11 protein-coding genes are annotated in these 12713 nt (G+C 56.2%); 8 read left to right on the forward strand and 3 right to left on the reverse strand.

Features of this window, described 5'->3' with window-relative positions; all coding sequences use genetic code 11:
* Window positions 1-302 precede the first annotated feature (302 nt).
* Entirely contained in the window at window positions 303-635 is a 333-nt protein-coding gene (locus ACOOHB_RS10300) for a hypothetical protein (protein WP_420444759.1), read from the forward strand.
* A 99-nt stretch (window positions 636-734) separates the two neighbouring features.
* Here ACOOHB_RS10300 and ACOOHB_RS10305 read toward each other — a convergent pair whose 3' ends face one another.
* The 3 genes from ACOOHB_RS10305 to mutS form a co-directional block, all read right to left on the reverse strand.
* Window positions 735-1148, reverse strand: a complete 414-nt coding sequence (locus ACOOHB_RS10305) for a hypothetical protein (RefSeq protein WP_420444760.1) — start codon at window positions 1146-1148, stop codon at window positions 735-737.
* A gap of 51 nt (window positions 1149-1199) precedes the next feature.
* The gene (gene mutL / locus ACOOHB_RS10310) at window positions 1200-2786 is read right to left on the reverse strand and encodes a DNA mismatch repair endonuclease MutL (protein ID WP_420444761.1); all 1587 of its coding nucleotides are present in this window, start codon (window positions 2784-2786) and stop codon (window positions 1200-1202) included.
* Between the two features lie 67 nt (window positions 2787-2853).
* Window positions 2854-5406 (reverse strand): DNA mismatch repair protein MutS, encoded by a 2553-nt coding sequence (gene mutS / locus ACOOHB_RS10315; RefSeq protein ID WP_420444762.1) that lies wholly within the window; start codon window positions 5404-5406, stop codon window positions 2854-2856.
* A 387-nt stretch (window positions 5407-5793) separates the two neighbouring features.
* Between mutS and ACOOHB_RS10320 the strand changes: the two genes are divergently transcribed.
* The 7 genes from ACOOHB_RS10320 to ACOOHB_RS10350 all read left to right on the forward strand — a co-directional run bounded on the left by ACOOHB_RS10320 (window position 5794) and on the right by ACOOHB_RS10350 (window position 12712).
* A complete protein-coding gene (locus tag ACOOHB_RS10320; protein ID WP_420444763.1) occupies window positions 5794-6195 on the forward strand; it encodes a poly(R)-hydroxyalkanoic acid synthase subunit PhaE in 402 nt (133 codons plus the stop codon).
* 17 nt (window positions 6196-6212) lie between these two features.
* Entirely contained in the window at window positions 6213-7295 is a 1083-nt protein-coding gene (locus ACOOHB_RS10325) for an alpha/beta fold hydrolase (RefSeq protein ID WP_420444764.1), read from the forward strand.
* 39 nt (window positions 7296-7334) lie between these two features.
* Entirely contained in the window at window positions 7335-7907 is a 573-nt protein-coding gene (locus ACOOHB_RS10330; protein WP_420444765.1) for a GNAT family N-acetyltransferase, read from the forward strand.
* A 149-nt stretch (window positions 7908-8056) separates the two neighbouring features.
* Entirely contained in the window at window positions 8057-8890 is an 834-nt protein-coding gene (locus ACOOHB_RS10335) for a CmcJ/NvfI family oxidoreductase (RefSeq protein WP_420444766.1), read from the forward strand.
* Between the two features lie 117 nt (window positions 8891-9007).
* The gene (locus ACOOHB_RS10340) at window positions 9008-10210 is read left to right on the forward strand and encodes an LLM class flavin-dependent oxidoreductase (protein WP_420444767.1); all 1203 of its coding nucleotides are present in this window, start codon (window positions 9008-9010) and stop codon (window positions 10208-10210) included.
* Between the two features lie 121 nt (window positions 10211-10331).
* On the forward strand, window positions 10332-10961 hold the full coding sequence (locus ACOOHB_RS10345) for a ubiquinol-cytochrome c reductase iron-sulfur subunit (protein WP_420444768.1): 630 nt from the start codon (window positions 10332-10334) through the stop codon (window positions 10959-10961).
* A gap of 32 nt (window positions 10962-10993) precedes the next feature.
* Entirely contained in the window at window positions 10994-12712 is a 1719-nt protein-coding gene (locus ACOOHB_RS10350; protein ID WP_420446894.1) for a methanol/ethanol family PQQ-dependent dehydrogenase, read from the forward strand.
* Window position 12713: the final 1 nt, after the last annotated feature.

Genomic DNA, 12713 nt, shown 5'->3' on the forward strand with positions numbered 1-12713 from the left:
AATGAAATCTACCTTACCGATGAGCGCTGGGCTCATATCATTGAAACGCATGATGAAATGCGACAGTACCGAGAGCACATTTTTGAGACTCTCAGAACAGGGAAACGCAGCCAGGATGCTTTCGATCCAAGCAAGTACAAATACGTAAAGGAATTCCCGGATCTTCTCGATGAATTTACCCATATTATCGTTGTCGTAAAATTCTCTCGGAGTGCGGATCAACAAGGAACCGAACGCGCAAACAATTTCATTTTGACGGCCTATCAGGTGTCAAGGAGCTAATCATGGGATCAATTAGAATCGTGTATGACACGGAGGGAGACATTCTTGACATAGATTTTCGGCTTACCGGCGAAAAGCCTCAAAGAGGCATTGAATTGCACCCTAACGTCACACTCTGGACCGATGTCAACTATATAGCTCCCGTACGTCTCATGTTGCTTTCTTATTCCCAATTACTGGAACAATCCGAACTCTCTTTCGACAACCTCAAACAGCTCCCCTCTCAACGGCAGACCCAGGTCTTGAAGCTCCTGACACATGAACCACTCAAACGTCTCCTGACCTGCCTTGATGAGAAAGAGTTCCGTTTTCAGGTCATCGAACCAAACGTGAAGGAACTTGCCGCTGCCTAGCCTAATGAGGTGAAGCGCTTCGGCCTAAGCGTGCATTGTCATCTCGCCCGTCTCTTTTTGCAGAGCCCCTGTGCTACCGCGACTACGCCGCCTTTCCTCCTAATGATTCGTCCGCAGGTAACGGACAATTTCCATCATCACCTTACAATCAACTTCGTTGTAACGGATAATCTCCTGCATCAGCGGCAACTCGGTCATCGGCACGCCTTTCTGACGGACCTCCTCGTCGCGGCGCCACGCGCCAACCATCGCCCCCAGGCCATCGACAGGGCCGTCGGCCCAGTTGGTTTCGATGGGGCCGTGGGAGTGCATAGCGTTAGCCACCGCTTTCAAGCCGAAACCCAGTGCGCCCCGCACGACGACGGGCTCCTCACGCATCACTTTCTGGAGGAAATCGTACCAGTCTAACCAGCTCAGCTCGGGCCAGTCGGCGCGATTCTTGTGCCTCACTCTGGCCGAGTTGTAGGCGTTTTCCAGTGCGATTAGTTCGGCGGCCGACCATATGGAGATCAAACTACCACCCGACTTCAAAGAGTTCTTGAAATTACTGAACTCTCATAAACCTTAGCCCCCTTCTTTCTCAAACCCACACCCCAAGCCCGTTCTGCCGACCTTGCGTCGGACTTCGTCGAGCGAGAGACGGAAATACACAGGACGGTTGTGGGCGCAGGCGTGGGGATTGGCCGTTTGGGTCCAGGCGTTGAGGAGACGGCCTTGCGCTTCGCGGTCGAGTACCTGGCCGGCTTTGATTGCCCCCAGACACGACAGCGCTTGATGCATGTCTTCTTTTTGATTGCGCACGCGCGTGACCAGTCGGGAGAAGGTCAGCCCGGAGGTTCTAGGATCAAGAAAGTCGGGGATCGTACGCAGAGCCAGTACGTGCGGGCCAAAGAGTTCGGCGTTGAACCCACACGCCGCAAATGCTTCAGCCTGCGCATCAAAGAAAGCATGTTCTTCGGCTGAGAGCTGGACGACTTGAGGCGAGATGAGGGACCGACTCTGAACCTGTCCGTTTTGAAGCCGTTCGTACAGCACGCGCTCTTCGGCGGCGTGTTGGTCCAGCAGATACAAATGTCCTTCAGACAAGGTCAGTAAAAACGTGTCTTCTATTTGACCAACGAGAGAGAAGCCGTTGTTCTGGTCTTCTCCATATGACACCCCATCTTCGGCAACATATGGCGTCGAGAGCCAGCTTGGGACGGATCGACGTTGGAGGCCACCTCGGACCAGATCATACACACTTGGATCGTCTCGAAAACGCACTTCAGCCTTGGCGGGATGGATATTCACATTAAGTTGGGACGGGTGCAATTCGACAAACAGACACACCATGCCGCCGTCGTTCCCCAAGGTATCCCGCACAACGCGATAGAGCGTAGCATTGCGCACTGAACGTCGATTGACAAAAAAGTAGTAGCGACGGCGCCAGGCTTCCTCTTGCGTCACCAGAAATCCCCACGCGCGTCCATTCAGACCCGTGTTCTCAAACTCCTCCATGCGGGAGGCTGTTTCGTGGCCAAAGCAAGCAGCCACCCGCTCCTGGAGCGAGACAGACGGGAAGTTGTAGACCTCGCGGCCATCAAAGGAGAGCGAGAGGGTTTTTTCGGGAAACGCCAGGGCAAAGCGCGTGAACACCCCCATGATGTGGCCGTACTCAGTCCGCAAACTGCGCATGAACTGGAGCCGGACGGGCGTATTGTAAAACAGGTCATAGACCTCGACACTGGTCCCAACTGGTGCTCCGGCCTCTTGAACGGGACTGAGTTCGCCGCCTTCACTCTTTACCTCAGCTCCCAACGTCGCATTGTGTGGACGACTCAGAATCCGTACCCGCGAGATCGCGGCAATGCTGGGTAACGCCTCCCCACGAAAGCCAAAGGTCTGTACGCGCGCAAGGTCTTGGTCATGCTGAATCTTACTTGTGGCAAACCGCTCACACGCCAGTGCCACTTCGTCTGCCGCCAAGCCGGCACCATTATCAATCACCCGAATCAGCCGCCGCCCGGCCTCCTCAACCTCCACCCTGACGGTGCTTGCCCCCGCATCAAGGGCATTCTCCATGAGTTCTTTAACAACACTGGCGGGCCGCTCAATAACCTCACCAGCGGCGATCTTTTGCTGTACATCAGGGGGAAGGATACGGATAGGCATGATTATGGTTCTACACATTGAGGCATGGGATACACCCGATAAAAGAGCCGGAGCGCATATGGAACGCCTACTCTCCTTCCTCCCCCCCCTCAGCCACCCGCTGTAATTCGGCCACCAACAGCAGCGCATCAATTGGGGTTGTCCGCAGTGGGTCAACCTGGGCGAGACGGTCTAATACGGCCTGACCGAGTTGCGGCCGGGGCTGTCGTATGTGTTCCGATATCTGTTGCTGGCCACGGGCAGGGGGCTGCTGCGCTTCAAGCCCGGCGACTGCTTCAAACTCAGCGACCAGGGTCTTGGCCCGCTCAACAACATCGGGCGGCAGACCTGCGAGCTTTGCCACATAGAGGCCATAGCTCTTTTGGGCTGCTCCGGGCACGACCTTGTACAGAAAGGTGACCTCGTCCTGCTTCTCACGCACGTCAAGCCGCGCGTTGGCCACTCCGGGCAAAGCGTCTGCAATCGGCGCCAGCTCATGATAATGGGTTGTGAACAGGGTCTTGGCTTGGAGGCGCGTGGCGAGTTCTTCCGCCACAGCCTGTGCAATGGCCCGGCCATCCGTTGTCCCGGTCCCCCGGCCGACTTCATCAAGAATCACCAGACTCCGCTCGGTTGCATGTTTGAGGATATTCGCGGTCTCCATCATTTCGACCATAAAGGTGGATAACCCCTGGGCCAGAAAATCCGCCGCCCCGACACGGGTAAAGATGCGGTCCACGACCCCAATGGTGGCAGCCTGAGCGGGAATGAAGCTGCCCATCTGGGCCAACAGGACAAGCAGGGCGGCCTGGCGCGCATAGGTACTTTTTCCGGCGGCATTCGGGCCAGTCAGGATTAGGACGTGCCGGCTTGCATCTAATCGCAGATCATTCGGCACGAATTGCGCGTCGCGCATGTCAAGGACCGGGTGGCGGCCCTCTTCTATGATCAGCGCGTACTCGTCGTTGACGGCAGGGCGAATCCAGCCGTTCTTCGCCGCCAGCTCCGCCAGGGAAACCAGCGCGTCGATTGTGCCCATAATGGTCGCTGTGAGCCGGAGCCGCTCAGCCTGGGCGGCCACGTGCTGTCTGAGTTGAGCGAAGAGTTCATACTCTAATTGATTGCCACGGTCTGTCGCGGACAACACCTTGGATTCAAAGGCGCGCAGTTCATCCGTGACAAAGCGTTCGGCATTGACTAAGGTTTGGCGGCGGATGTAGTTTTCGGGAACACGACTGAGCACAGCCTTGGTCACTTCCACGTAATACCCAAAAACTTTATTAAAACCGACCTTGAGGTTGGGAATCTGAGAGCGTGCCCGCTCTCGTTGCTCATACTCGGCCAGCCAGTCTGTTCCATCGGCCTGAATTACCCGCAGTTCATCCAGGTCGGCGGAGACGCCAGCACGAATAAGCCCGCCCTCTTTGGCAATTGGTTTTGGCTCGTCGACAAGGGTGTGAGTAATCTCAGCGGTCACATCATCCAGCAGGTCGATTTCTTCACAGTACGTCGTCAGCAGACTGCTCCCGGTCACAGTCAGTGCAGCCCGGAGTTCCGGCAGGCGCACCAGGGCGGATTTCAGAACTGCCAGGTCTCGCGGGTTGGCAATCGCAGACGTAATCCGCGAGGTCAGACGTTCGAGGTCCGGGAGGCCGGAGAGTACACGCCGTAGCTCTGCCCGCACGCCATGCCGGCGGCTCAGTTCGGCAATCGCATCCTGGCGGGTGTGAATTTCATTGACCGCGCGCAAAGGATGCAGGACCCAGCGCCGCAAGCGCCGCTTGCCCATACGGGTTGTGGTGTGATCCAGCACGGCCAGTACGGTTCCATTGGGAGTGCCCTCGAACACATTCTCCACCAGTTCGAGGTTGCGCTGCGTCTGCGGGTCGAGCACGACAAAGGCATCGTGCCGGTACGGCTCGGGCGCACGTATATGGGGCAGAAACGCGCGCTGCGTTTCCCGCGCATAGGCAAATAGCGCCCCGGCCGCGCACAGGGCATGCCGATGGGAGAAAACGAGATCGTCAATGCGCTTGCGACTGAATTGCTTGCTGAGTACGGTACGCGCCTGCTCAAAGCGAAAAGACGCGGCCGGACGTTCGGTGCGACAGACGTTACGACTCCAGCCGTTGTCAGAAGACTCGCCGGCCACACAGACCAATTCTTGCGGTTGGAGCTTCTCCAGCAGGCTGGGCAAATCAGAGACATTCGTTTCGGCAACCAGAAACTCAGCCGTCGCCAGGTCCAGACTGGCGACGCCGACCGCATCTTTCTCGGACAACACGGCAACCAGTGTGCGTTCCTGGCTCTCGGATTCAAACAACGTCCCCGGCGTGACAATGCGAACAACATCGCGCGGAATAATACCTTTTCCCTTTTGGGACTCCTCGAGCTGTTCACACACCGCAACCTTATAGCCTTTCTCGACCAGCCGGGTGAGATACGGCTCCAGGCGATAATGCGGCACCCCGCACATGGGGACCTTTTCGCTCCCTTTCCCATGCGGGCGGGCGGTCAGGACAATGTCCAACTCACGTGCCGCCACTGCCGCGTCGTCAAAAAACATCTCGTAGAAGTCACCGAAACGGTAGAACAGGAGTTCATCTTTGTACTGTTCCTTGACCTGCCAATACTGCTCCATCATGTCAGTTTCTCGTGCTGCCGCTCGTGGGGTAGATGGAGAAGGGTGAGATGTATTCTTTTTTGCCATTGTGTCCGCCGGTTCCTCCTTCGAAAGCAGGCCCTCGACTCTACCACAGGTTTCTGCACCCGTCGTCTGCACGTCGTTGCTCCCCCGACCTTCCCGAGCGTCAGGTAAAGTGTGGAGTGGATGAACATTCAGCTTCTGTATGGAACAAAAAACCGGATTGTTTTGGAAAAACACCGCTTTCCGTCACCTATGTGACACCCGTCATCTTGTACATCCTTGTCACGCCTCCTATCGTGACCGCTGGAATCGATACTCACCTACACTTCTCTTTTCTTTCCCCACCCTGGCGGGACCAGCTCATAGAAGGAGGGCGTTCGCATGGACAAAACTGAAGGGACACAGAATTTTGACCCGCTCCGGACCTGGCGCGAATGGTACCAAAAGTCGGAGAAGCAATGGAGCGACGCGTTGTCGTGTATCCTGGGCAATGATCAGTTTGCCCAAACCACGGGCAAGTATGTCCAAGAAGCCATGCACCTGCATCGCATGTTCACCGAATCCATGGCCCAATACTTGGCCGCCCTCAACCTCCCATCCCGCACAGATATCACCGCGTTGAGCGACCGGGTCGGCGAACTCGAAGATACCGTGGCCGGACTCCAAGTTGAGGTCCGGCATGTACGCCGCTCGCTAGCGGAGCACGATGGCGCGGCTCAAGCTGACGGCGTGCCCGTCCGTCCGAAACGCACCAAGCAGCCCCACACGTGCGAAACCAACTAGGCAAAAGGACTCAGCCCATGCAACAGGCACAGCAGCTGTCACGCGAAGAGGTTGCAGCAAAAGCGCGGGAAACGGTTGCCCGCGCCATTCAGCGTAATATCCCCGACCTGCCGTCTCCGGTCGAACTCGACCGTGAGGTCGGCCCTACCCCAAAGGACGTCGTGCACTCAAGGGGCACGATGAAGCTGTATCGCTATCGTCCCCTCAGCGATGAGGTGTACCGCGTGCCGGTATTGGTCGTCATGTCCCTGGTCAGCCGGTCGTATATTCTCGATTTGGCCAAGGGTCAGAGCTTTATCGAATATCTGCTCCTGCAGGGCTTTGACGTCTATCAGATCGACTGGGGTGTGCCGCGGCGTGAACATAAAAATCTCAAGCTGGACGATTATGTGGCCACTTCCATCCCTGAGTGTGTCGATGTCGTACGCGAGGATTCAGGTGAGCCCGATGTCTCCATGATTGGCTATTGCTTGGGTGGATTTCTTGCGGTGCTATACGCGGCCCTCTACCCTGACGGTCCACTCAAAAATATGGTCTGCTTTACCACGCCCATTAATTCAGACGGTATGCCACTCTACCGCACGTGGACCGACCCGGCCCACTTTGATATCGACCAGATGATCGATAGTCTGGGCAATATCCCCTCCGAACTCATGGATGCCTCGATTCAGATGCTGCGTCCGTTTCAGAAAAGCGCCGGGCAGATGAAGCTGCTCGACAACGTTGAGAATGAAGCCTTTGTCACTGCCCATTTGCGTTTCGACCGCTGGGCGGCGGATCATATTCCGTTTCCTGGAGAGACTGCTCGTCAGTTGGTCAACGACTTCATGCGTGGGAATAAAATTGTCCGCAAGGAGCTCGAACTTGATGGCCGCGCGGTTGATTTGGCTCAAGTCAAAATCCCGTTCCTTCATGTTACAGCCCAATTTGACCATATTGTTCCTGCGGCTGCCTCACAGGATCTCGTGAAGTTAGTCGGCAGTAAAGATAAGTCCGAAATTATTCTCAAAGGTGGCCATGTGAGCCTCGTCGCAGGCGGGAATGCGGTCTATCGCTTGTGGCCAAAGCTGGATACCTGGCTGTCGGAGCGTTCAGTCTGAAATCCGGATACACCCCAAAGCCGCACAGAGGAGGAGAGCGTGGAAGGTTTTCCCAAAACGGTTACAGTCAGAGATACATCTCTCACCCTGCGTATGATGGGCGCGGACGATGGTCCGCTGATGCTCGATTTTGCCCAACAGCTTCCCTACCACGATCTCATGTTTTTACGCCGGGACATCACCAAACAATCATCCGTAGACCGCTGGCTCAATGATATCGCAAGCGAAAAAATGTATACCCTGCTCGCAGAGAGCGAGACCCAACTCCTGGGCTATGCCACCCTGTATCGGAATGACTTTGACTGGTCGCGCCATGTGGCTGAAATCCGTGTGCTGATTTCCCCAAACGCGCGAAAGATGGGGCTGGGCCGGCTACTGACCCGAGAAGCCTTCAACGTTGCTCTCTCTTCGGGTATTCAAAAAGTCGCTGCCCGTATGACATTGGATCAAACCGGAGCGCGTACCGTGTTTGAAGAGCTGGGCTTCCGCGCTGAGGCGATTCTACGCGACGAGGTCAAGGACCGGGCCGGCAAGACGCACGATATTCTTCTCATGGCCAATGATGTTGCTGAATTCCTGGCCCGTGGCGAGGCATACGGATTGCCTCGATAAGGCCCGAGCCAGTTCTCAAAGAACTCCATACTCCTGACCCAGCACAATTCCGATGCACTGTTTTTTATTATCGAAACCGACTGTACAAGAGCAGTCAGATCGCTATACTGCTGGGGAGTAATACCGAGTGACAGGGTAAGGAGGACAGCGTGAAATCAGCATCACACGTAGATGCCCCAATGAACTATCTGGATATCGACAGCATACAGGAAAAGCCGGCCTATTACCTCTATACCCCGCCCACCGGTGTCCCCCAGCGCAATACCAAACAGATTAAACACACCGTGGCGATTCAGAATGCCCGCGAGCATATTGACGAGATTTCTCTCGATAAGCAGGGTATTACCTTTACCCAGCATGAAACCGCGGTAAAAAACTTCTACGACGCTGAAGAAGTCAAGGCTGTCTATTACCCGGAAGTTGTCGAGCTGGTTCAAAAGATCACCGGCGCTGAGAAGGTCCACGTCTTTGATCACAACGTACGGTGCGCTCCGATGTGTGAACGTGGCGAGAATGGTGTCCGCGAGCCGGTCAAGTTCGCCCACAACGACTACACTATCAAGTCCGGCCCGCAGCGTGTGCGCGACCTGTTGCCGGAAGAAGAGGCCGAAGAGCGCCTCAAACATCGCTTCGCCGTTATCAACGTATGGCGACCCATCCAAGGTCCGGTGCAAGACACACCGCTGGCCGTATGTGACGCCGACAGCATGACGCAAGACGACTTTAATGAAACCGATCTGAAATACGAAGATCGGACCGGCGAGGTCTATTCGGTCTCTCACAACCCGAACCACCGTTGGTTGTATTTCCCGAATATGGAGCGCGAAGAGGCCATGTTGCTCAAGTGCTACGACTCAGCCACTGATGGCCGGGCGCGTTTCACCGCACATTCGGCGTTTGCAGACCCAATGTCTCCACCGGACGCTCCGGCTCGCGAGAGTATTGAGACGCGGACCCTTGTTTTCTTTCCACCTGAAGCCTAGAAATCAGTTGACGAACAAAACAAGGGGATCTTCGGCCCCCCTCACTTTTTCAGCCTCCTCTTCTCAAGCTTCTCCACCGCCAGACACGACAAACCATTTCACAGCAAGGAGGACTCTATGGAATTTGGTGTTTTCTACCTTCCCGCGATTGGGAACAAGAGTGAACTGCAAGCAGGCATGGCTGGTCGTCGGACAGACCTCTACCAACGCATGCTGCGGAATCTGTCCGAACAGGCGCAGTATCTCGATGCGCACGGCTATTATGGCATCGGCTTCACCGAACACCACTTCCATATTGAAGGCGAAGAGGTTTCGACGAATCCCATCATGCTCGACATGTATCTCGGCATGCAGACCGAGAACATCCGTCTGGGACAACTCGGACTAGTCCTCCCCTGCCAAAACCCTATTCGCGTGGCAGAAGACACCGCCATTCTCGACCAAGTGACAAAAGGCCGCGCCTTTGTCGGCTTCGCCCGGGGCTATCAGCCGCGCTGGGTCAATACCCTGGGTCAGCACTACGATATCCTGGCTGACAACAACACCGACCCGGAACGGTACGAAGAGCTCAAAAAGGAACTCTACCAGGAGCATTTTGAGATTATTATGAAGGCCTGGACCAACCCGACCTTCAGCCATTCGGGCAAGCACTGGCAGATTCCACCCAAGGATGTCTTCTGGCCGGCTCACAATGTGACCCGCGAATTTGGCCAAGGCGTGGATGACAAAGGTATTCTGACCGAGATTGGCACCGTACCCGAACCGTATCAGAAACCGCACCCGCCCCTCTTCCAGCCTTTTAGCTTTTCAGAGTCCTCGGTTCGCTGGGCGGCCCAGCACAACGTCACTCCACTGACTATCGTCTGTGACCCAGATATCTGCGCAGGCCAGTTTCGAGCCTGTCAGGCGGGTGCGGCTGAAGTCGGCAAGAATTTAGACTTCGGTCAAGGCGTCGGCCTGGTACGTGAGGTCATCGTGGCGGACACGGACGAAGAAGCTATGGCGCTTGGCAGAGAGAGTGGCTGTTTTATCTGGACCAAGTTCTTTGAGCCGTTCGGCTTTAACGCCGCCCTGATGCGGCTCGATGAGGACTACCATACGATCCCGAACACGTTCGAGTCCATGGTTGATCGCGGTCTCACTATTTGTGGCAGCCCGGATACCGTGAACCGCACGTTTGAGGCGCTCTTCAAAAAGTTGCCGGCCGAGTACTTCTGGCTCTACACCTATAATGAGCTCGTGCCGCACAAGAACGTCATGCGCAGCTTCGAGTTGCTGACCGACAAGGTCCTGCCGAATTTTACGGATAAAATTCAGTAGGCAATGCCTGTCCCCTCCTTTGGAGGGGACAGCATATCGGATAGCCCCCTACCCTCTCTGTCCCTCCATCCCGTTGACTGTACCGTTCCGCGCCAGTAGAAGGTTGCGGCGAGGAACAGTGATGGCGCGCGTCAATTGTCGGCATTCGTTACACCGGGCCGCACACAAAATGGACTTCCGGGGCCTCACTCGTCGAGCCCTGCTGACCTGTCTGTTTGGTCTGGGTCTGGGCTTGCCGATTTTTGATCGCGGGACGAACGCGGCGAGAAAAAAAGACCCGCGCCGTTCGCGGCTAACGCCCGGAGATCAACTGGTATTTGCCTTTGGTGAGCGGGCCGGGCAGGCAATCACCCCACAAGACATCTCATTCGGCGAGCGCCCGGAGTTCGCCTATCCCAAGGACCCGGCAACCGATACCGTGCGCAGCCGGTTTCGGCTCAATCAGGTTCTCTTGATCCGGTTGAAGCCAGAAGAGCTGAGTGAAAAGACGCGTGAGCGCTCACTGGATGGACTCGTGTGCTACTCGGCAGTGTGTACCCACACGGGTTGTGATGTGTCCGAATGGATCGGACCAACGCAGCAACTTGTCTGTCCGTGTCATGCCTCGTTCTTTGACCCGAAAAACCAGGGCCGCGTGGTCGGAGGCCCGGCCCCACGGCCATTGGCGACCCTTCCCCTGGAAGTGAGAGACGGGCTCCTGACGGTCAAAGGAGCGTTTATCGGCAAAGTCGGCTTTAAGAAAAAGAAATAAGGATGCGTCAGATGCGATACAGCCCAGTCATTATGTTCGGCCTCCTCACGAGTCTCCTGGTCAACCGCTTCGAGTTTACGCCTGCTCCGGTGAGTGCAGACCAACAGGCATATGCGGACGTGACCGCACAACGACTGCTACAGCCCGAGCCTGAAAACTGGCTCATGTATCGCGGGACGTACGATAGCTGGGGCTATAGTCCCTTGGATCAGATTACTCCGGCCAATGTCGGCAAGCTCGTTCCGGTCTGGACCTTTTCGACCGGCGTGACGGAAGGCCACCAAGCCCCACCGATTGTGAACAACGGCGTCATGTTCGTAACCTCCCCAGAAAACCAGGTCTTTGCCTTTAATGCCAAGACGGGCGACCTCTTGTGGCGCTATGAGCGGGAGTTACCCGAAGACCTGTTCCAACTGCATCCGACCAATCGTGGCGTCGCCCTGTACGGTGACAAAGTCTATTTCGGAACGGTCGATACCTATGTGGTCGCCCTGGATGCGAAAACGGGCGCGGTGGTGTGGGAGGAAGAGCTCGAGGACTATTTGTCCGGCTATTATATGACCCTGGCTCCCTTGGCGGTGAATGGCAAAATCATTGTCGGCATGTCGGGTGGAGAGTTTGGTATCCGTGGTTTTATCCAGGCCCTTGATACCGAGACCGGAAAATCCATCTGGAAGACCCATACCATTCCCGGACCGGGAGAGCCCGGCCACGACAGTTGGGCGGACGAGAGCTGGAAGACCGGCGGGGTGTCGATTTGGGTGACCGGCAGTTACGACCCGGACCTCAACCTCACCTTCTGGGGCACCGGGAATGCCGGCCCGTTTATGGGCGAGGCCCGACCGGGGAACAATCTGTACTCGACTTCGGTCATCGCCCTGGACGCGGACAGCGGGGAGCTGAAAGCTCACCATCAATACCACTGGAACGGTTCATGGGATTGGGATGAGGTATCCGCACCGCTATTGATTGATGTCAAAAAGGGCGACCGGACCTTTAAGGGCTTGGTACATCCCGCGCGCAACGGCTATCTGTGGACGCTGGAGCGCAGCGCAGACAAGATCACTTTTGTTGAAGCCCAGCCTTTTGTCCGCCAGAACGTCTTCAAAAGTGTTGATCCTGAAACGGGCCGACCCGAATACGATACAACGAAAATTCCTGGCATCGGACGACGCGCCGAGTACTGTCCTTCCTCGTGGGGCGGCAAGGACTGGCCACCGGCAGCGTATAACCCACAGACCGGCCTACTCTATGTCCCGGCCAACGAGAACCTGTGCGGTGCACTGACCGGCCGAAAAGAAACCTATCGACCCGGCCAGCTCTACATGGGTGTCGCGTTCCCGGACGATTTTGAATTGCTGCCCCATCCGGACGCCAAAGACCATATTGGCGAGCTCCAGGCTTGGGATTTGAACGCAGGCAAGAAAGTCTGGACCTCAACCTTCAAGAGCCACAATTGGGGGCCGGTGCTCACCACCGGTGGCGGTCTTGTTTTTATGGGTGGGACCAATGATCGCTATTTTCGGGCCTTTGATGCCAAGACCGGCAAGGTCTTGTGGAAACAACGGACAAATTCCGGGGTGACCGGCGTCCCCACGACGTATCAAGTTGATGGAGTTCAGTACGTTGCCGTGCTGTCAGGCTGGGGTGTAGATGCAGAACGTAAACAAGAGATGCTGAATACCTTCTATGGGACAAAGACGCATGTCCCACAGGGTGGAGTGCTGTGGGTGTTCGCGGTTCGGGAGTAGC

The organism is Candidatus Poriferisodalis sp. (assembly GCF_965215815.1).
Classification (GTDB): Bacteria; Actinomycetota; Acidimicrobiia; order Acidimicrobiales; family Poriferisodalaceae; genus Poriferisodalis.